Origin of the sequence: Bacillus multifaciens, from assembly GCF_030756675.1 — a bacterium.
GTDB lineage: Bacteria > Bacillota > Bacilli > Bacillales > Bacillaceae_G > Bacillus_A > Bacillus_A multifaciens.
Window position 1 is genome coordinate 1 of the sequence record NZ_JAVBXD010000023.1, and the last position, 20577, is coordinate 20577.

General features: G+C 37.8%; 14 protein-coding genes, 9 tRNA genes, 2 rRNA genes and 2 pseudogenes. 25 read left to right on the top strand and 2 right to left on the bottom strand.

From position 1 onward, the window contains the following. The 19 genes and pseudogenes from Q9306_RS14835 to Q9306_RS14925 form a co-directional block, all read left to right on the top strand. Window positions 1–93 (top strand): 23S ribosomal RNA (locus Q9306_RS14835); the annotation flags it as partial. A gap of 180 nt (window positions 94–273) precedes the next feature. After that, window positions 274–389, top strand: a 5S ribosomal RNA gene (gene rrf / locus Q9306_RS14840). A gap of 9 nt (window positions 390–398) precedes the next feature. Further along, window positions 399–473, top strand: a tRNA-Asn gene (locus Q9306_RS14845). A 3-nt stretch (window positions 474–476) separates the two neighbouring features. Continuing rightward, window positions 477–549: transfer RNA gene (locus Q9306_RS14850), tRNA-Thr, on the top strand. Between the two features lie 23 nt (window positions 550–572). Continuing rightward, window positions 573–647 (top strand) — tRNA-Glu (locus tag Q9306_RS14855). A gap of 5 nt (window positions 648–652) precedes the next feature. Beyond that, window positions 653–728, top strand: a tRNA-Val gene (locus Q9306_RS14860). 16 nt (window positions 729–744) lie between these two features. Further along, window positions 745–828: transfer RNA gene (locus Q9306_RS14865), tRNA-Tyr, on the top strand. Window positions 829–892: 64 nt separating this feature from the next. After that, window positions 893–967: transfer RNA gene (locus Q9306_RS14870), tRNA-Gln, on the top strand. Between the two features lie 5 nt (window positions 968–972). Next, a tRNA-Lys gene (locus Q9306_RS14875) sits at window positions 973–1048 on the top strand. A 5-nt stretch (window positions 1049–1053) separates the two neighbouring features. After that, window positions 1054–1128 (top strand) — tRNA-Gly (locus Q9306_RS14880). Between the two features lie 4 nt (window positions 1129–1132). Then, window positions 1133–1205, top strand: a tRNA-Ala gene (locus Q9306_RS14885). Window positions 1206–1706: 501 nt separating this feature from the next. After that, window positions 1707–2858 (top strand): glycerate kinase, encoded by a 1152-nt coding sequence (locus Q9306_RS14890; RefSeq protein WP_306199736.1) that lies wholly within the window; start codon window positions 1707–1709, stop codon window positions 2856–2858. A gap of 157 nt (window positions 2859–3015) precedes the next feature. Beyond that, window positions 3016–3909, top strand: coding sequence for an arginase (rocF, locus tag Q9306_RS14895; RefSeq protein WP_306199739.1), 894 nt, complete (start codon window positions 3016–3018; stop codon window positions 3907–3909). 212 nt (window positions 3910–4121) lie between these two features. Beyond that, the gene (gene cdaA / locus Q9306_RS14900) at window positions 4122–4946 is read left to right on the top strand and encodes a diadenylate cyclase CdaA (RefSeq protein WP_020060807.1); all 825 of its coding nucleotides are present in this window, start codon (window positions 4122–4124) and stop codon (window positions 4944–4946) included. Beyond that, a complete protein-coding gene (locus tag Q9306_RS14905; RefSeq protein ID WP_306199742.1) occupies window positions 4939–6252 on the top strand; it encodes a CdaR family protein in 1314 nt (437 codons plus the stop codon). Before cdaA ends, Q9306_RS14905 begins: the two co-directional genes overlap by 8 nt. Window positions 6253–6254: 2 nt before the next feature. Continuing rightward, window positions 6255–7601: a phosphoglucosamine mutase gene (glmM, locus tag Q9306_RS14910; RefSeq protein ID WP_306199744.1), complete on the top strand. Its 1347-nt coding sequence runs from the start codon at window positions 6255–6257 to the stop codon at window positions 7599–7601. Between the two features lie 483 nt (window positions 7602–8084). Beyond that, window positions 8085–9887, top strand: a complete 1803-nt coding sequence (glmS, locus tag Q9306_RS14915) for a glutamine--fructose-6-phosphate transaminase (isomerizing) (RefSeq protein WP_306199747.1) — start codon at window positions 8085–8087, stop codon at window positions 9885–9887. A gap of 91 nt (window positions 9888–9978) precedes the next feature. Next, a pseudogene (locus Q9306_RS14920) lies at window positions 9979–10433 on the top strand (TnsA endonuclease N-terminal domain-containing protein); the annotation flags it as partial. Between the two features lie 363 nt (window positions 10434–10796). Next, window positions 10797–12770 carry a S9 family peptidase gene (locus tag Q9306_RS14925; RefSeq protein WP_306199750.1) on the top strand — a complete coding sequence of 658 codons (1974 nt, stop codon included), beginning with the start codon at window positions 10797–10799 and terminating at the stop codon, window positions 12768–12770. Window positions 12771–13301: 531 nt separating this feature from the next. Here Q9306_RS14925 and Q9306_RS14930 read toward each other — a convergent pair. Continuing rightward, a complete protein-coding gene (locus Q9306_RS14930) occupies window positions 13302–14213 on the bottom strand; it encodes a DNA glycosylase (RefSeq protein WP_306199752.1) in 912 nt (303 codons plus the stop codon). 190 nt (window positions 14214–14403) lie between these two features. On the opposite strand from Q9306_RS14930, the gene Q9306_RS14935 reads away from it, so the two are divergent. The 4 genes from Q9306_RS14935 to Q9306_RS14950 all read left to right on the top strand — a co-directional run bounded on the left by Q9306_RS14935 (window position 14404) and on the right by Q9306_RS14950 (window position 17024). Then, a complete protein-coding gene (locus tag Q9306_RS14935; protein ID WP_306199754.1) occupies window positions 14404–15024 on the top strand; it encodes a bifunctional transcriptional activator/DNA repair enzyme AdaA in 621 nt (206 codons plus the stop codon). Window position 15025: 1 nt separating this feature from the next. Further along, complete coding sequence (gene adaB / locus Q9306_RS14940; RefSeq protein ID WP_306199756.1) at window positions 15026–15559, top strand: methylated-DNA--[protein]-cysteine S-methyltransferase; 534 nt, start codon at window positions 15026–15028, stop codon at window positions 15557–15559. A gap of 36 nt (window positions 15560–15595) precedes the next feature. Then, entirely contained in the window at window positions 15596–16414 is an 819-nt protein-coding gene (locus Q9306_RS14945; RefSeq protein WP_306199758.1) for an SPL family radical SAM protein, read from the top strand. 238 nt (window positions 16415–16652) lie between these two features. Further along, a complete protein-coding gene (locus tag Q9306_RS14950; protein WP_306199759.1) occupies window positions 16653–17024 on the top strand; it encodes an iron chaperone in 372 nt (123 codons plus the stop codon). A gap of 97 nt (window positions 17025–17121) precedes the next feature. Here the strand turns inward: Q9306_RS14950 and Q9306_RS14955 are convergent, their stop codons facing one another. After that, on the bottom strand, window positions 17122–17682 hold the full coding sequence (locus Q9306_RS14955) for a GNAT family N-acetyltransferase (protein WP_306199761.1): 561 nt from the start codon (window positions 17680–17682) through the stop codon (window positions 17122–17124). 740 nt (window positions 17683–18422) lie between these two features. On the opposite strand from Q9306_RS14955, the gene Q9306_RS14960 reads away from it, so the two are divergent. Further along, window positions 18423–19925: a malate:quinone oxidoreductase gene (locus Q9306_RS14960; RefSeq protein WP_306199763.1), complete on the top strand. Its 1503-nt coding sequence runs from the start codon at window positions 18423–18425 to the stop codon at window positions 19923–19925. Between the two features lie 283 nt (window positions 19926–20208). Beyond that, window positions 20209–20529: pseudogene (locus tag Q9306_RS14965) on the top strand (phosphotransferase family protein); the annotation flags it as partial. Window positions 20530–20577: the final 48 nt, after the last annotated feature.

The following is a 20577-nucleotide window of genomic DNA, read 5'->3' on the forward strand; positions in this document are numbered from 1 at the left end:
GATCCCTGAAAGATGATCAGGTTGATAGGTTCGAGGTGGAAGCGTGGTGACACGTGGAGCTGACGAATACTAATAGATCGAGGACTTAACCAAACAAAAAGCGTAAGCGACTCGCTCAGAATTGCAGGGCGTTGGAGCTCCTGACGTAGAGGCGTTATTTGCCTCGCAGAAAGGTGCGAAACGACCGGAAATTCTAGTCGCTGGAGCTGGATTAAATCCAATATGCATACTACATGAATGTTATCTAGTTTTGAAGGAATATACCTTCATAAGTCTGGTAATGATGGCAGAGAGGTCACACCCGTTCCCATACCGAACACGGAAGTTAAGCTCTCTAGCGCCGATGGTAGTTGGGACTTTGTCCCTGTGAGAGTAGGACGTTGCCAGGCTTTTATTATTCCGCAGTAGCTCAGTGGTAGAGCTATCGGCTGTTAACCGATCGGTCGTAGGTTCGAGTCCTACCTGCGGAGCCATATGCTTCCATAGCTCAGCTGGTAGAGCACTTCCATGGTAAGGAAGAGGTCACCGGTTCAAGCCCGGTTGGAAGCTTGCGAGAAGTATCAAAACTTTTTGGCCCGTTGGTCAAGTGGTTAAGACACCGCCCTTTCACGGCGGTAACACGGGTTCGAATCCCGTACGGGTCACCACTTTTGGAGGATTAGCTCAGCTGGGAGAGCACCTGCCTTACAAGCAGGGGGTCGGCGGTTCGATCCCGTCATCCTCCACCATATATATTTAAATGTCGGAGGGGTAGCGAAGTGGCTAAACGCGGCGGACTGTAAATCCGCTCCTTCGGGTTCGGCAGTTCGAATCTGCCCCCCTCCACCATTTTTAAAAACAACCTTACAAAGGTTTATTTTTTTGGTGAGACGACTATACTAATAAGTATTAATGGGCTATAGCCAAGCGGTAAGGCAACGGACTTTGACTCCGTCATGCGCTGGTTCGAATCCAGCTAGCCCAGCCATTTAAGAGCCATTAGCTCAGTTGGTAGAGCATCTGACTTTTAATCAGAGGGTCGAAGGTTCGAGTCCTTCATGGCTCACCATTTTTGCGGAAGTAGTTCAGTGGTAGAATACAACCTTGCCAAGGTTGGGGTCGCGGGTTCGAATCCCGTCTTCCGCTCCAACTTGGGGCCTTAGCTCAGCTGGGAGAGCGCCTGCCTTGCACGCAGGAGGTCAGCGGTTCGATCCCGCTAGGCTCCATACAGTTAAAAAAGCTTGAAGTCGAATAATAGACTTCAAGCTTTTTTGTTTATCCCACTATTCGTGGGCAGTAAGACCCCCATCTCAAAATTCCGAGAAAGTCGTTGTCCAGCTCCAGTGGCTAGAATGTTCGGTGGCTTCGCTTCTTCCTACGAGGTAAAAAACACCTCTACGTCAGAAGCTCCATCCCCCTCACATTATGAACGAGCTACTTCCAGTTTTCTAAAGAAGATAGATGGGAGATGAAAACATCCCCCGCTGATTGAAGTTTCACTTTATGTAAATCCATTTTGATATATAAGTTGTTGCTATGCAGAATACAACATGACCACTACTTGCTTTCTCCTTTTGCTTAAAACCTTGCATGTGGCAGAAAAAGGCCCTCGCCGCTTCTATGCATGGCCAGATGCTCTCGCCTTTCAAAGAAAGGTTTTTAAATTTCAATTTATATATTTTTGGTGACTTCAACTTTAATATTGAAGATCAAGGGAGTTGTTTCATGTGAAGATTATTATTGCGTCTGATTCATATAAAGAAAGTTTAACGGCTTTAGAAGTATGTGAAGCAGTAGAAAAAGGGTTTCGCTCTATATACCCGGAGGCAGAGTATATCAGAATTCCTATTGCAGATGGCGGAGAAGGGACAGTACAGGCACTTGTTGATGCAACGCAAGGGAAAATCGTGAAGGTTCCTGTGACAGGTCCATTAGGAAATGTAGTAGAAGGATTTTACGGCCTTTCTTCGGATAAACAGACTGCTTTTATTGAAATGGCAGCTGCTTCTGGTTTACATCATGTTCCACTTGAGAAAAGGAATCCATTTGTAACGACAACAAGAGGGACGGGAGAACTTATTTTACACGCGTTAGAACAAGGAGTTCATCGTATTATTTTAGGGCTTGGGGGAAGTGCTACAAACGATGGGGGAGCAGGAATGTTATCCGCGTTAGGTGTCCGTTTTTTTGATAGTAATAATTGTGCTATAGAGCCAAATGGAGGAAATTTAGATAGTATTACATATTTTGATATATCACAGTTAGATTCCCGTTTAGCACGGATTAAAATTGAGGCAGCTTGTGACGTTGCGAATCCCTTAACAGGGGTGACAGGGGCATCGTTTATATTTGGGAGACAAAAAGGGGCTACAGACGAGATGATAGAGCGGTTAGATTGTAATTTAAGACATTACGCTCGATTAATTAAACAAACTCTTCATGTTGATATCGAATTTGTTCCAGGAGCAGGTGCTGCGGGAGGACTTGGAGCGGCTATTGTTGCTTTTTTACATGGTACGCTTAGAAAAGGTATTGATATTGTACTTGATTACACGAATTTTAATGCTCATTTACAAGGTGCAGATTTAGTGATTACAGGAGAAGGAAGAATTGATGAACAGACAGTCTATGGAAAAGCGCCTATAGGAGTAGCAAAACGTGCTAAAGAGCATAATCTTCCTGTTATTGCGATTGCCGGAGCTGTTCATCCGAATCATACTCCTATTTATGAAGAAGGCATTGATGCTGTATTTAGTATCGTTTCAGGAGCAATGACATTAGAAGAAGCTTATAAATTAGGAAAAGAAAATATTTTTACAACAGCACGAAATATTGCGGCTGTATGGAAACTAGGATTACAAAAACGTCCCTACTCGTAAGGGGCGTTTTTTTTATGCATATTTTAGTGAAAAAGTCTTAATTTATTGCTTCTTTCTATTGTATTAAGTGTATATAAATACAAAAAAATGTCGAGTTGAGTCAGATAATATAAAAGATTTAAAATATTTAGTGAAAGCATAAAAGGGGGAATCATCTATGACGAAAGAAATTTCAATTGTGGGAGTACCAATGGACTTAGGACAAATGCGCCGTGGTGTTGATATGGGCGCGAGCGCGATTCGTTATGCTGGAGTTGTTGAAAGAATTGAAAATATAGGATATAACGTAGAAGACTTAGGGGATATATGTATTGAAAGAGAAGTTCAAATAAATGAAAATGAAAAATTACGAAATCTTGAACAAGTTGTAAACGTATGTCATGAGCTAGCAAGTAAAGTCGATAGCATTATTGAGAAGAAAAGCTTTCCACTTGTATTAGGCGGCGATCATAGTATTGCGATTGGAACGCTTGCTGGTATTGCGAAACATTATAAAAATCTTGGTGTGATTTGGTACGATGCACATGGAGATTTAAATACAGAGGAAACATCTCCATCTGGAAACATTCATGGTATGTCATTAGCTGCAAGTTTAGGACATGGTCATCCATCACTTGTTAATTTATACGGTGAGTATCCGAAAGTGAAAAAAGAAAATGTAGTTATTATCGGTGCTCGTTCTTTAGATGACGGAGAGAAGGAGTTTATTCGTAAAGAAGGTATTAAAGTCTTCACTATGCATGAAATTGATCGCATGGGAATGACAGCGGTTATGGAAGAAACAATGGCGTACTTATCACATACAGATGGCGTACATTTATCTTTAGATTTAGATGGCCTTGATCCGCATGATGCACCTGGTGTAGGTACACCGGTTGCTGGTGGTTTATCGTACCGTGAAAGTCATTTAGCGATGGAAATGTTAGCGGAGTCTGGTATGATTACATCTGCTGAATTTGTGGAAGTGAATCCCATTTTAGATGAAAAAAATAAAACTGCAATTACAGCTGTAGCGTTAATGGGTTCTTTATTTGGTGAAAAGTTGAAATAATTTTAAAAAAGCGAAAAAGCAGCTGAAAAGCTGTTTTTTTTGCTTTAAAATAAAGATACAGCGACACATTATGTTTAGAATCATTTCCAGAGGTCTGACATCTAACGATTTCATGTCAGGTTTAGAAATGTGGTTTGAAATTGTGGTTCGTATAATGTATGTTATAATTAATTTGTTGTTGTAAATTACATATAGATGGAGGAAGGGTCAGAATGCCTTTTGGAGATATAAATGTGATTTTTAAATATCTCAGCACTATAGTAGATATCGCCCTTGTGTGGTTTGTTATATATAAATTGATTCTTGTAATCCGTGGTACAAAAGCTGTTCAGCTTTTAAAAGGAATTACAGTGATCATTATTGTTCGTATTTTAAGTAATTTCTTTGAGTTGCATACATTGCAATGGCTTATGGATCAGGCGTTAACTTGGGGATTTTTAGCGATTATTATCATTTTCCAACCAGAGTTAAGACGTGCTCTTGAGCAGCTTGGACGGGGAAGTTTATTTTCACGTGGAGGCAATCAAGAGGAAAATGAACATGAGTCAGTTGTAAATGCTGTTGTAAAGGCAACAGAATATATGGGGAAACGTCGTATTGGTGCGCTTATTACAATGGCGAGAGAAACTGGTATGGGGGATTATGTTGAAACAGGAATCCCGTTAAACGCAAACATTTCATCAGAGTTATTAATTAATATTTTTATACCAAATACTCCGCTGCATGACGGGGCTGTAATTATGCAAGGAAATATTATTAGAGCAGCTGCTTGTTATCTACCATTATCAGAAAGCCCGTTCATTTCTAAAGAATTGGGAACACGTCATCGTGCGGCAATGGGTGTAAGTGAGGTAACAGATAGCTTAACAATTGTTGTATCAGAAGAAACGGGACACATTTCTTTAACAAAAAACGGCGAGTTACATCGTGATTTAAAAAGTGAACAATTAAAAGAACTGCTTATGAAAGAGTTAGGCGGAAACGTAAAACAGTCTTCTTCGTCTTTATGGAATTGGAGGAGAAAACGTCATGGATAAGTTAATGGATAACCATTGGTTTCTAAGAGGAATTGCATTGTTATTAGCAATTATGCTCTACATGTCAACAAACATAGATAAAAATGTATCAGATAATTTTAATCCATCGCCATTTCCAGTAGGAGATACAACAGAAACAATATCTGGTGTTCCGGTATCTGCATATTATGATGAAGATAAGTATATTGTAAGTGGAATTCCTGAAAAAGTAAGCGTCACTCTTGAAGGGCAAAATAACGTTGTGGCAGCAGCTAAAGTGAAACGACAGTTTGAGGTATTTGTTAATTTGCGTGGTTATACACCGGGAACATATGAAATTCCTTTAAAATATAGCGGAGTTCCGAATAATTTACATTTAAAAGTTCAGCCAGCGAAAATACAGGTTACCATTCAAAAGAAAGAAGTAAAATCTTTTCCTGTAGAAGTGAAATATTTAAATGAGAATCAAGTGCAAAAAGGAACAGTTATAGATAAACCGATTGTGAAACCGGGCACTGTAGAAGTAGCTGGTACAACAGAGCAACTTTCACAAATTGCTCTTGTGCGGGCGTATGTTGACTTGAAAGGTGTTAACAAAACCGTGACAAAAGAAGCAAAAGTTGTATTGTATGATAAAGACGGGAATCAGTTAGATTTGAAAACAGGTTCTTCTACTGTTAATGTCACTGTACCAGTTTCATCACCTGAAAAAACGGTTTCCCTAGGTGTCACGAAAAAGGGAAGTTTACAAGAAGGTATAACTGTAACGAGTATAAAAGTTGAACCGAGTGAAGTAGAGATTTATGGTTCGAAAGACGTACTTGATAATATTACATCTCTTGAGGGCATCGAAGTCGACTTAAGTAAAATTACAGAGTCAACTACCTTCGATGCCTCTGTTTCTTTGCCTAAAGGTGTCACAAAGTCGGATCCTGGCCAAGTAAAGGTAACAGTTGAAGTACAAAAGCAACAGCGAAAAACAATAACTGACATTCCTTTACAGGTGAATGGGTTATCAGATTTATTAACAATGAAATTTTCCGATCCACAAAATGGAAAAATTAGTATTGATGTTTCTGGGGATGCAGGTATTATAGAAAAGATAAGTGCGGATCAGATTAAAGCATCAATTAATGTAGGAAATATGAGTGCAGGAACACATGACGTTCCGATTCAAATTAGTGGTCTAAGTAATGTCACATTAGAATTAAAACAAAAGAATGCGAAAGTAGAGCTTGCAAAGAAGCAAGATACAGGACATGAAGTACAAGGGCAGCCAGAGCAGCCAACGAATAAAGGAAATGAGCAAGAAAAAAGGAGCGAATAGCAATGGGAAAATATTTTGGTACTGACGGCGTACGAGGTGTTGCTAATGAAGAATTAACGCCGGAATTAGCATTTAAGATTGGTCGATTTGGTGGTTATGTATTAACGAAAAATACAGAGCGTCCAAAAGTCATTATTGGCCGTGATACACGTGTGTCTGGACATATGTTAGAAGGTGCTTTAGTAGCTGGACTATTATCAATTGGGGCAGAAGTAATGCGCCTTGGTGTTATTTCTACTCCTGGGGTTGCTTATTTAACGAAAGCGTTAGATGCACAAGCTGGTGTGATGATTTCTGCATCTCATAACCCTGTACAAGATAATGGAATTAAGTTTTTTGGTCCAGACGGTTTTAAATTAACAGACGAGCAAGAGGCAGAAATTGAAGCGTTATTAGATAAAGAAGTAGATGAACTTCCACGTCCTGTTGGTACAGCTTTAGGTCAAGTAAATGACTATTTTGAAGGCGGACAAAAATACTTACAATACATTAAACAAACTGTAGATGAAGATTTCTCTGGCCTACATATTGCGTTAGATTGTGCACACGGTGCAACATCTTCTCTAGCACCGTATTTGTTTGCTGATTTAGAAGCTGACATTTCAACAATGGGAACATCGCCAAACGGTATGAACATTAACGATGGTGTAGGTTCTACGCACCCTGAGGTATTAGCTGCGTTTGTGAAAGAAAAAGGTGCTGATGTTGGTTTAGCATTTGACGGAGATGGTGACCGTTTAATTGCTGTTGATGAAAAAGGAAATGTTGTAGATGGCGATCAAATTATGTACATTTGCGCGAAATATATGAGCGAATCTGGAAAGTTAAAACATAATACAGTTGTTTCAACAGTTATGAGTAATTTAGGCTTTTATAAAGCGGTAGAAGCGAATGGCATTACAAGTAATCAAACAGCTGTTGGTGACCGTTACGTAATGGAAGAAATGAAACGTGGTGGCTATAACCTTGGCGGAGAACAATCTGGTCATATTATCTTCTTAGATTACATCACAACTGGGGATGGTATGTTAAGTGCACTTCAACTTGTAAACATTATGAAAATGACGAAAAAATCATTATCTGAGCTTGCAAGTGAAATGAAACAGTTCCCTCAATTACTTGTGAATGTTCGTGTAACAGATAAAAAACAAGCGTTAGAAAATGAAAAAATTAAAGAAATCATTCGTGTTGTAGAAGAAGAGATGAATGGAGATGGTCGTATTCTCGTTCGTCCTTCTGGTACAGAGCCATTAATTCGTGTTATGGCGGAGGCGCCAACACAAGATCTTTGTGATCAATACGTAAGCCGTATTGTAGAGGTTGTAAAAGCGGAAGTTGGAGCTGAATAATAGCCGAATGTTATTACAAAAAAGGAGCACATTTTGTGCTCCTTTTGCATATACTTGTTATCTACAATGGAAAAATCTCATTGACGATTTATTCCATTTGTTATAAGATAATTTTGTTCTTTTTCTCAGCAAAATAGATTGAAGTAAGAAGCGCCAGAACTACTTGTGATGTAGTTGACGAGGAGGAGTTTATCGAGATTTCGGCGGATGGCTCCCGGTTGTTCATCACAACCGAAAGCTTTTACTTAAAGCATTGAGGTGACTCAATAGACAAAGGTGAAAGTGTGATGAGAGAAAAAGAACGGATTACACTAGCAGTATGAAGTATACAGGCTGAAACCAAAATGAGAGGAAGGTGAAAGCCGTTATAAGCTTACAAAGCTAGCGATATGTAAATCCGTTTTTTTGTATGCAAAAATAAGATCGGGCTATGTCGTTATATGTTTATGAAAGAGCATAAGCATATTGTAACGGCGACTAATTATGTGTGGAATCGTAGGATTTATTGGGGAACAAGATGCAAAGGAAATTTTATTAAAAGGGTTAGAGAAGCTAGAATACCGCGGATATGATTCAGCTGGTATTGCAGTGCAAGCAGCTAACGGTGTTGTTGTATTTAAAGAAAAAGGCCGTATTGCAAAACTTCGTGAAATCGTGGATGAAAATGTAGCAGCTAACGTGGGAATCGGTCATACACGTTGGGCAACTCATGGCGTTCCAAGTCAGGTGAACGCACATCCGCACCGAAGCACTACAGAGCGCTTTACCCTTGTGCATAACGGTGTAATTGAAAACTACGAGTTATTAAAGAATGAATATCTTCAAGATGTAAACTTTGTAAGTGAAACAGATACAGAAGTAATCGTTCAGCTTGTAGAAAAACAAGTGAAAATAGGTTTGACGGTAGAAGAAGCATTCCGTAAAACATTAACACTATTACACGGTTCATATGCATTAGCATTACTTGATGCAGATAACCCAGACATGATTTATGTTGCTAAAAATAAAAGCCCGCTATTAGTGGGTACTGGAGATAACTTTAATGTTGTTGCAAGTGATGCAATGGCAATGCTACAAGTTACAGACCAATTTATTGAACTAATGGATAAAGAAATGGTTCTTGTAACAAAAGAAAAGATTACAATTCAAAATTTACAAGGTGAAACGATTGATCGTGCACCATTTACAGCAGAATTAGATGCAAGTGACATTGAAAAAGGAACATATCCTCATTTCATGCTAAAAGAAATTGATGAGCAACCACTTGTTATTCGTAATATTATTCAAAAGTATCAAAATGAAGATGGCGAAATTGAACTTGATGCAGAAATTCGCAATGCAATTTTAGAAAGCGATCGTGTGTATATCATCGCATGTGGAACAAGTTATCATGCAGGTCTTGTTGGAAAACAATTCATGGAACGTTTTGCAAAAGTACCAGTAGAAGTACATGTAGCAAGTGAATTCTCTTACAACATGCCATTATTAACAGAAAAACCATTCTTCATTTACATTTCACAAAGTGGTGAAACTGCTGATAGCCGCGCAGTACTTGTGCAAACAAATGAAATGGGATATAAAGCATTAACAATTACAAACGTACCAGGCTCTACACTATCTCGTGAAGCCAATTATACATTGCCATTACATGCTGGTCCGGAAATCGCTGTAGCTTCTACAAAAGCATATACAGCACAGCTTGCAGTACTTGCAATCTTAGCAGCTGACATTGCAAAAGCAAAAGGTTTAGCAATTGGCTTTGATTTAATCAAAGAACTAGGTCTTGTTGCAAACGCAATGGAAGTACTTTGCAATCAAAAAGAAGAAATGGATGCAATTGCGAAAGAATACTTAGCAACAACACGTAACTGTTTCTTCATTGGCCGTAGCGTTGACTTCTACGTTGGTTTAGAAGGTGCATTAAAGCTAAAAGAAATCTCTTACATCCAAGCGGAAGGCTTTGCTGGAGGAGAGTTAAAACACGGTACAATCGCGTTAATTGAACAAGGTACACCAGTTATCGCAATTGCGACGCAAGAGCACGTAAACCTTGGAATTCGCGGTAATGTAAAAGAAGTAGCAGCCCGCGGAGCAAACCCTTGCATCATCGCAATGAAAGGCTTAGAAATGGAAGGCGACCGCTTCATCGTACCAGCTGTACACGAAGCACTAGCACCGCTTGCAGTAATTATTCCATTACAATTAATCTCATACTATGCAGCACTTCACCGTGAGTGTGACGTTGATAAACCACGTAACTTGGCTAAGTCGGTTACTGTTGAGTAAGAGGGTTGTAGGTTTGGTATAAAGTGTAGATTTAAAATAAAGTTGCACTGTTTCTCCCCCTTTAGATATGATTATCTAAAGGGGTGTTTTTATGTCGAAAAGAAAAAGAACATCTGAGATCGAACAGTGGATTAAACAAGGTCGAGGGACCGGTATTGGAGTAGATTATAAACCTTGGCTGAAATTCAAGATGTTTCCTCATTAGGGCGGTCAACAAGATTAAAGGGTATAAAGACCGCCAGACAACATGAGTTTTTATCGGATTTGGAACGGAACTACTTTTATTTAACTGAACATTCGGATTTTGTTATTGATATTCGTGAGCAATTTCCGTTACTGCCGTCGGAAGAAACAATTGTTATTGCAGATGAGTTAGGTATTGAGCATCCTACTAATCCTAAAACTGGTGAAACAATTGTTATGACAACGGACTTTTTATTAACAGTTGATAAAGGACAAGGTGTATTTGAAGTCGCTCACACTATCAAAATGAAAGATAAGCTATTAGAAGAATGTGTGTTAGAGAAGTTTGAAATTGAACGGGAAAATCGCTCTTTGTCGATGTTAATATTATCATCATTTGAAATTCGTGAATGGAAAACTATTCATGATCGACTGCTTATAAATCTTGTGAATGATAGTAGAACTTGGACAAGTAAGTTATTGAAAAGCATTGAAGGCCAATGTATTACAGTGGTGAAAGCTAAACGCAGTTCTAAATGGATTCAGCATAGGATGGGGGTTTTATCCCGCATTAACGGGCTGTAAGACTCTCACCTCGAGATTCGGCGAATGTGAGGAAGTTAGGTGGGAGATCGACTATCCGTAAAAGACCGATTGGTGAGGGCTGATTAAAGTTTCACTTTATTGAACAAATTAGATTACTAGACATTACGAGGGGGTTTATTAATGAAAATGAATGAAAAAACATATCTAAGTATAGAAGAGATTATTTCATTACCAACCTTATCAGGTACAAACATAAGTGATGATGGCAAAAACGTAGCATTTGTCAAGAAGACAGCTAACTGGAAAGACAATAAATATAGGAATCATGTATGGATATATGAAAAAGATAAGGGGCAGAGTTACCCATTAACAACTAGGGATATAGATAGTACATACCCATTATGGTCTCCAGATTCTAGGAATATCGCATACCTTAGCCCAGTTGGTGACGGGGATAATAAGAAAAATCAGATCTTTGTTAATTCAATAGATGGTTATAGTGGGGTTCAAATTACTGATGAGAAAGAAGGGGTCAGTAAATTCAAGTGGGAGCCTACTGGCAAGGGTTTTTATTATGTTGCACAGTCAAAAGAATCTGAGGCGATAAAGAAACGTAAGGAACAATATGGAGATTTCCATCATATAGGTAAGGAATACCAGAATCATTGTTTATATTACATTGAAATAGAAAAAGTGATAGAAAATGATAAATATGAACACGAAAATAGCGTTGTTTATCAACTAACTGATGGGAAGGATTTTCATATCCATGAATTTGATATTTCAAATGATGGGAAAAAGGTTGTATTAATGGCTACACCAAGCCCAAATATGGGAGATTATATTAATGGAGATCTATACATACTAGATATTAAAGCTAGAGAGCTACAAAAGATGAATATAGATAAGTTGTTGGGAGGGAGCGTTTGCTTTTCTCCTGATGGCAGCAAAATATGTTACTCAGCAAGCATAAGGGAGAAGGATTACTATAAGACCCATATACAAGACAGTACATTAGAGATATATGATATTAATAATGAAGAGCTAATTCAACCTTTAACAGATTTTGATAGTACGGTAATTCCATTACGGTGGACAGCTAAAGGAATTTTAATTAGATGGCAGAATAAAACGAATTATCTTATTGGGTTGCTATCTGAGGATGGCACTGTGGAAATATTAAGTGAAAAAGTAGATGGCTTTATAATGGATGCTTCTATAACAAGGGATGGAAATCATATATCCTATAATAAGGCTATAACAAATGAAACCTTTGAAATCCATTTAGACGATAAAAAAATAACGAATGAAAATAGCTTTTTCAAAGGAAAGCTTAAAAGTAACAGGGAAATAATCTCATGGCAAAGTAGTGATGGTCTTGAAATAGAGGGTGTTTTATCAACCCCAGTAGATTTTGATGCAAATAAAAAATATCCCTTATTAGTGGTAATCCATGGTGGTCCGGCTTGGGCATCCTTTCCAATATTTTCAGACTGTTTTAATGAGAAATATCCTATTGAACAGTTTATCGAAAAAGGCTTTATAGTTTTAGAACCAAACTACAGGGGAAGTTCTGGTTATGGTAATGAATTCTTAAAAGCAAACTATAGAAAACTGGGAATTGCTGACTACGATGATGTTATATCTGGAGTGGATAAACTAGTTGACAAAGGGATGGCAGATAAAGATAGAGTAGGGGTTATGGGATGGAGCAACGGGGGATATATATCAGCTTTCTGTTCTACGTTTAGTAGTAGATTTAAAGCTATTTCAGTTGGAGGTGGAATTACGAATTGGAGTACCCATTATGTAAATACAGATATACCTTACTTTATTAGGATGTATTTAGGAAATAATCCATGGAATGATCCAGAGATATATACGAAAACATCACCAATGACATATATTAAATCAGCCTGTACTCCCACTTTAATCCAACATGGCGAAAAGGATGCAAGAATTCCAACTCCAAATGCATATGATCTATATCAAGGATTAAAGGATATGGAAGTTGATACAGAATTAATTATATTTAAAGGAATGGCATATAGTTCTGACCAGCCAGGAATTCATGTGGCTATTATGAAGCAGAATTTGATGTGGTTTTCCCACTATATTCTTGGAGAAAGTATGAAAGATTTTAGGGTTTTATAATGGATATCCTCACAGGATACATAAGGATGAAACAGTCTTCATAAGGAAGCTTTTTTTTTCATATTTAGCCTGTGATTGTAGCTCTATGATTTCCATGTGAATCTCCACTGTATAATACTCTAGCAACTACATTGACTTACAATTGTATAGCAACGTTATGGCATTAAGCTCCCTGTACCTTTGTAGGGTACGGAAACGATTCGTGTAAAAACTGCAATAGGATAAAAACGTGGCTCAGATATGGAAAATTACATATTTGCCACGTTTTCTACTTATAAAAGATTAATTAGACCTAGAAGGCAAAGTAGATATAAGAAATGGATATTTCAGTACAACTGGTTTATCTACGGGACAAAAAAAGATATATTAAGTAGAATAATCAAGCTTTTCCGGAATTTAGCTCTTGTTTTTTGCTGAAAAAACAATACTTCACACAAGGTTTTGATCAAACTTTTTTTAACACCTACAGGGATTAGGTTTTAAAGTTCATTCTCTTTTCATTGAGTACATTCCGGTTTAAGTTGTAATTATTCAGTAAAGGACACGCCATAAATAAAAGGTAGCGTATGATTCCCAATTTTTCCATGGAAACGATATTTCTAAGATTTCATATTTCGTAGGCTTTCGGTCCATATTACGTAATATTTTTATCGAATTAATAAGACCCACATCATCGATTGGAAAAGCTGTCTGGAACCTGAGGCAGCGCATTAGAACATAATTGGCTGTCCAAGGACCGATGCCTCGTATTTTAATTAAGTTTTTTTCAGCATCTTTAAAGTTCATTTTCATTAATTTCTCCTTCGATAATTCTCCACTTGCCATTAACCTGGCAATTCCAATGATATATTCACTTTTTTTAACCGTCATTTTAATATCTGCTAGGTCAGTAGGTGTTAACAGTGCAATTCGTTCGTACGGTGGGAACACCCAATACTTTTTACCATTCCATTCGATGTAATCGCCAAATCCTTCTACAAATTGCTTCTTTAAGGAGTACGCGAACGCTAAGTTAATTTGTTGCCCTAAAACTCCCCAACATAAAGCTTCAAATAAGTCGGGAATGCCGACGACTCGCAATCCATAGAATTTTCGGACAGGCATTTTAAGTAATGGATCTGCTTTTGCCATTTCATAAAATGGGGTTAAATCGTTATCAAGATCAAACCATTCACGAATATATTTTACAATCTCTTCCCGTTGCCACTCTTCAATAGGCCTAGAATCATTTAAGAACTGAATAATCATTTGTTTATTATCGATTACTCTTACCTGTACCAAGGACCGAATTCCCCCAATGGTTATGACTCTTGTAATGATACCGTTCTCGATTTCATACATGCATTCATTTTTTTCCCTTGTTAGATAGCCAAGGTTAGCATTCATGTCAAACTCTTCAGGTAATGTAATAATAATATCATCATTGACTTCATGCCATTTCACTTTTTCATTCTCCTCATCTTAATACTATCTCCTATAATATTCACAAAATAATTAGAAGGAAAACTCACACTGATTGAAGTTTTACTTTATCACATAATAATCTTGATTAATTTCGTTATCTTGCTATTTCATTCCTAGAATTGTACATTCTGAATTTATAGGGAGTATATTGTAAGGAGAGGTGAGATAAATGCTGGATAGCATCAATAATGAATTCCAAGAGAGTCATGATCATAGAATTTTGAATGACGTGGACATGATGACAAATGAGAAGTGGCAAGCAATTATAGACAATGATGCTTCGTACAATAATCAATTTTTCTATGCTGTAAAGACCACGGGGATCTTCTGTAAACCGTCATGCAAATCTCGCGTTCCGAAAAAAGAAAATGTACGTATTTTTCCAAACGTAGAACAAGCTCTCCGTGCAAATTTTCGCCCTTGTAAACGTTGTAAGCCTACTAATGTGAGATTGCCTGATAGTGAATGGGTGACACTTATCACAGAATACATTGATAAAAATTTTACAGAAAAATTAACTCTAGAAACGCTATCAGATATTGCTCACGGGAGTCCCTATCATTTGCATCGAACGTTTAAAAAGATTAAAGGCATCACACCAGTTGAGTATATACAACAGGTTAGGTTAAACGCGGCTAAAGAGTATTTGATTCAGACAAATAAAGCAATTGCGGATATCGCTATATGTGTGGGTATGGCTAACACGCCCTATTTTATTACCTTATTTAAAAAGAAAACCGGACAGACACCAGCACAATTTCGTCAAATGAGTAAAATGGAGGAAATGTAAAATGGAAACAAAGAATAAACCAACCCTTTATTGGTCTTTACTAAAGTTTAAGGATTGGAAATTTTATATTGCTTCAACCTCTAAGGGTTTATGCTACGTGGGTTCACAGAACAAACCATTCGAAGAATTGTGCGAATGGGCTAAGAAACGCTTTCCAGAAAGTCCTCTTATTGAAGATGGTGAAAAGCTTGAACCCTATGCGGTTGAAATTACCCAGTATCTAGAAAGAAAAAGGAAAACCTTTACTGTTCCATTTGATTATAATGGGACAGCATTCCAGCTTGCAGTCTGGAACGCACTTTGTGAGATTCCATACGGACAGACGAAGTCCTATTCCGATATTGCAAATTATATAAATAAACCAGCAGCTGTTCGTGCTGTAGGGGCAGCCATCGGAGCTAATCCAGTATTAATTACCGTACCTTGTCATCGTGTAGTAGGAAAGAATGGATCATTAACTGGCTATCGTGGTGGATTAGAAATGAAGACACTGCTTTTGAATCTGGAAAGACAAGCTTCTTCCAGCAATGAGTGATTTTTGCCGTACAATGAAGGGAAAGGAGGTTCCGTCATGAAAAGTGAATTGTTCTATAAAAACCCGAAAACCATCCTTAATAAAGGTACAGGCTTTCTTTCTGGATATACTCATTCACTAAATCCTTATACAGGCTGTTCATTTGGGTGTTCATATTGTTATGTACGCCAAATGCCTGTATCCCTTTTTCGAGAAGGGGAATGGGGAAATTGGATCGATGTTAAAAATGGAGCTGCGAATTTACTAAGCAAGGAGCTTCATCGTGCCAAAGCCAAAGGGAATGTAACCATTTTTATGTCATCAAGCACAGACCCGTATCAACCAGTAGAGTATAAGGAAAAAGTAACGCAATCTCTACTAAAGGTTATAGTAGAAGATCCCCCTGACTTCTTATTAGTACAGACGAGGAGCCCACTTGTAAGTCGAGATATCGATTTGCTGCAGCATTTAAAAGATAGAGTCCGGGTAAGTATGACGATTGAAACGGATTCGGAAACGATACGTAAACATTTTACTCCAGAGGCACCTCCTATTCAGGCACGCTTTAAGACATTGGAAAAATTAGTGGATGCGGGAATACCGACCCAAGTGGCGATAGCACCCATATTACCGAGTGGAGAATATTTTCCTGAGAAATTGAAGCCATTCGTCGATCGGATATGTATTGATGACTACTTTATGGGCGATGGCAGTGGAGGAAAGCGGACGAGAAAACTTGGAATTGAAAAAAAATACGCCCAACTTGGTTTAGAAGAATGGTATGGACCGCAAGTTATTAAAAAAGTATATAACAGATTTATAGAAACCTTTCCGGAAAATCAGGTTTATGTGAGCCAGGCAGGGTTCGAACCGTAAAAAAAAATAGGAAGTAATTGCATGCGATATTAATGAACATTCCTTAAATAATTTGAAATTTTACCCGAAGAAGAGACAATGGTGCATTTGTCGATGAAATCACCCAAGCTGGCTACAACGCTTTTTCACGTTTGTTCCGAATTCAATGGACTGAACCCGAGAATTGAATTTAATATCAAGGGTAAGGCTGAGAATTCGAAGTTTTGGCGGCAATGGCATAATATCCAAGGAGGAAGACATGGAAGTTTTTGTGAAATATTTAGCGGGTATCGATAACCCTGATCACCGCGACCGAACAGAGGAAATTTTGGAGTGGGTTGCTAATAAATTTACAAATTTGGAACCGCAAATCAAGTGGAATACGCCAATGTTTACCGATCATGACACATTTATCATCGGCTTTTCCACAGCGAAGCATCATTTGAGTGTTTCACCCGAAGAAGTAGGCATTGCGCACTTTGCCGATGAAATCGCCCAAGCTGGCTACAGCGCTACGAAAGGCTTGTTTCGAATTCCGTGGAATGAGCCGGTAAATTACGAATTACTTGAGAAAATGATCGAGTTTAATATTTTGGATAAGACAGACTGTTCAACTTTTTGGCGGAAATAAAAAAATCTGATTATGAAGGGTGAACTGAACCCGAATAGGTCTACTTTTTTTAGTGTCCACTATTCGGGATTCAGTTTATTAAATTCATGCTTTTTAATTAATTGATTTGTAGGTCGTTCCAATCTTCTCTTAATAAGCCAAACAAATATACATCATGGAACTTGCCAAATCTAAAAATTTCATTGCGTAAAGTACCTTCTTTTACAAAGTGACATTTTTCGTATGAACGAATGGCGTTCTTATTGAAACTAAACACTTGCAGTTTAATTTTATTAATGTGAATGTAATTAAAAATGAACGATATTAAAGTGTTCATAGCGTCTGTACCAATGCCTTTATTTTGCCATTGTGCTCCGATAGAGATACCGACAAAACAAGTGCTATTTTTCCAATTGATTGCGAAAACACCACATGATCCAATCAATTCGTTTGATCTCTTATCAAAAATACCAAAAATAAATTCTTCCTTTTTGCTACTAATACCATTGAAAAAAGTTGTGTTGTCTTCGAGCGTCCCTGGAAATGGGATGTCATCATTTGCAAGTAATAGCGCACCTTTTTCATTTTCCATTTGAGCAAAGCGCTCAAGGTGGTTTTGTTCCATTTGTTTTAATATAACAGCTTGACCTGTCAAAAAGTGATTAAAAAACTGTTCCATGTTATTCTCCCTTTATTAAGGGGCGCAGCCGGAGGTACAACCCCTTAGATGTTTTGTTGATTAAACAAAACATCTACTGCAATTTTCGCAAACATATTCACAACTCCTTTTAGTTAATACTTCCATTATATCTGATGTAAAAATATTTGAAAATTATGTTTTTAATAATTAGGGGCACTTTCTGACATAGTACAAAGATAGCTCTAATTTCATCAAATTGTATGTTCAATCTGAGTAGACTCTATCTGAATACAAAGGAATGTAGTAAAATTAAGGTATCTAATTGTTTATTATAGGTTGTTTATTAATAGGAGGAGGGCGAGAATCGATAATTTTCGGTTATGCAAGAAGATTGATACTGAAAAGTAGTCAGCGGCTATATGAGGTATTTTTAATCAAACTTTATTCCGAACTATTCCGCGCGGAGCACCATATTACAAGTAACAGCAAAGCAAGGCTTTAACTCTTGCAAGAAGCTGGGTAAAGGGCGTGGTTTTGTATGTTCCGAGGGCCTTGTGAATGGACTTCTTACTTTCTTACTATTTCTAAATAGTTTATAATTATCAGATAATAGTAGATATTTTACTATGTAAATCATTATAATAGATTATGATACGGTTATAATTGAGACAAAAAAGATGTGTTCCTAGGTGGGGGTCTAGGTGGCGCCTTACTTTTTATAACATTTAAGTAGGAGGGCCAGCTCTTTTTTGTAAATATAGGGGATGAGGATGGTTATAATGAGCAGCATACAGAAAAAAACAGACATTATTTTAATTGGTGCTGGAGTCATGAGCGCGACTTTGGGATCATTGCTGAAAGAGTTAGCACCTGAGTGGGAAATCAAAGTCTTTGAAAAACTTGCAGATGCAGGAGAAGAAAGTTCTAACGAATGGAATAATGCAGGTACGGGCCATGCTGCACTATGCGAGCTTAACTATACATCTGAAAAATCTGACGGATCTATAGATATCAGCAAAGCTATAAAAATTAATGAACAGTTTCAGCTTTCAAGACAGTTTTGGTCTTATCTTGTAAACAGCAATCTGATTCGTAATCCGCAGGACTTTATCATGCCAATACCTCATATGAGTTTAGTACAAGGAGAAAAAAATGTAACGTTTTTGAAAAAACGTTTTGAAGCGCTTTCAAATAATCCGCTGTTTCAAGGGATGGAATTTTCCGATGATCTTGAAAAGCTGAAGAAATGGATTCCGCTTATCATGGAAGGTCGTACATCGAATGAACCGATAGCGGCAACCAAAATTGACTCTGGAACAGATGTCAACTTTGGGGCTTTAACACGCATGTTATTTGATCACTTACGGAGTAAAAACGTCGAGATAAACTACAAACATAGTGTTAAGGATATTAAACGTACTAGCGGTGGCTTGTGGGAAGTAAAAGTGCATGATATCGATAGCGGTAAAATCGAACATCATACTGCAAAATTCGTCTTTATCGGCGGTGGGGGCGGAAGTCTGCCTTTACTACAAAAAACCGGTATCCCTGAGTCAAAACATATTGGAGGATTCCCGGTAAGTGGATTATTTATGGTATGTAACAATCCGGAAGTTGCAGCGCAGCATCATGCAAAAGTATACGGTAAAGCTAAGGTTGGTGCTCCGCCAATGTCCGTTCCGCATCTTGATACAAGATATATCGACAACAAAAAAACGTTGTTGTTTGGACCGTTTGCCGGCTTTTCACCAAAGTTCTTGAAAACGGGTTCAAATTTTGATTTGATAGGTTCCGTAAAACCGAATAATGTCTTCACGATGTTGGCAGCAGGCGTAAAAGAGATGGCATTGACAAAATACTTAATCCAGCAAGTTATGTTATCGAATGAAAAGCGAATGGAAGAATTACGAGAGTTTATTCCGAACGCTAAAAGTGAGGACTGGGATGTAGTGGTAGCTGGCCAACGTGTGCAAGTTATTAAAGATACTGATGCCGGGGGGAAAGGAACGCTTCAATTTGGTACGGAAGTTGTCAGTTCTTCTGATGGCTCAGTAGCTGCATTGCTCGGAGCTTCTCCGGGGGCTTCTACTGCCGTTCATGTTATGCTGGAGGTATTAGAAAAATGCTTCCCACAACGTATGAAAGAGTGGGAACCGAAAATAAAAGAAATGATTCCTTCTTATGGCGTGTCACTAGTGGAAAACCCTGAGATTTTCAAAGAAATTCATAATTCAACAGCGAAGACGCTTGGTCTAAGCAAAAAAGAAATGGCTTGTTGTTAATTTTTGGATGTGAAACAGTTTAAGTAATATAGTCTGTGGATTTGGAATAAAGTCACGATGTCGCCCCCCTTTTAGATAATTAGATTTAAAGGGGGGCTTTTTATCGTAAAAAGGAAAAGAATATGTGCTATAAGTATTGTTAAGTTGAGATGTTCTAAAGCTTGTTTAGATCCTGTGTTACAGGATCTTTTTTCATTAACTAAAAGGGCAGTCTGGTAGCAGAAGGGTTTCACTATAATGATATCGAATTTGGCATTATGATAAATTATTTTAAGGGGAGAAAATAATTGAACCTAGGATATGTCATGGAGACTTTCATCCATTTAACTTAATCATGAGCAATGATAACGTGAAAATTATTGATTGGGTGGATGCTAGCTCGGGAGATATTCGTGCAGATGTATATCGAACATATCTGTTGTATTCGCAATCTTCAGTAGAATTAGCTGAAATGTATTTGCATATATATTGCCAAAATACTGGTTTAGCAAAGGATGAAGTTTTTGAATGGGCTCCTATTATTGCTGGGGCAAGGTTATCGGAAAATGTATCTTCAGAAAACGTGGAGCATCTAAATCAGTTGGTAGATCAGTATTGGAATTAAGGAATATCATAGAGGGGACTATGAAAAAATTGCTTAGCCTTATATTTG

Bases quoted from the DNA above. Each gene is read 5' to 3' on its own strand.
- Q9306_RS14960 (WP_306199763.1), top strand. From the start codon at position 18,423: ATGAGCAGCATACAGAAAAAAACAGACATTATTTTAATTGGTGCTGGA.
- rocF (WP_306199739.1), top strand. From the start codon at position 3,016: ATGACGAAAGAAATTTCAATTGTGGGAGTACCAATGGACTTAGGACAA.
- Q9306_RS14925 (WP_306199750.1), top strand. From the start codon at position 10,797: ATGAAAATGAATGAAAAAACATATCTAAGTATAGAAGAGATTATTTCA.
- Q9306_RS14950 (WP_306199759.1), top strand. From the start codon at position 16,653: ATGGAAGTTTTTGTGAAATATTTAGCGGGTATCGATAACCCTGATCAC.
- Q9306_RS14905 (WP_306199742.1), top strand. From the start codon at position 4,939: ATGGATAAGTTAATGGATAACCATTGGTTTCTAAGAGGAATTGCATTG.
- Q9306_RS14945 (WP_306199758.1), top strand. From the start codon at position 15,596: ATGAAAAGTGAATTGTTCTATAAAAACCCGAAAACCATCCTTAATAAA.
- Q9306_RS14955 (WP_306199761.1), bottom strand. From the start codon at position 17,682: ATGGAACAGTTTTTTAATCACTTTTTGACAGGTCAAGCTGTTATATTA.
- adaB (WP_306199756.1), top strand. From the start codon at position 15,026: ATGGAAACAAAGAATAAACCAACCCTTTATTGGTCTTTACTAAAGTTT.
- glmM (WP_306199744.1), top strand. From the start codon at position 6,255: ATGGGAAAATATTTTGGTACTGACGGCGTACGAGGTGTTGCTAATGAA.
- glmS (WP_306199747.1), top strand. From the start codon at position 8,085: ATGTGTGGAATCGTAGGATTTATTGGGGAACAAGATGCAAAGGAAATT.
- Q9306_RS14935 (WP_306199754.1), top strand. From the start codon at position 14,404: ATGCTGGATAGCATCAATAATGAATTCCAAGAGAGTCATGATCATAGA.
- cdaA (WP_020060807.1), top strand. From the start codon at position 4,122: ATGCCTTTTGGAGATATAAATGTGATTTTTAAATATCTCAGCACTATA.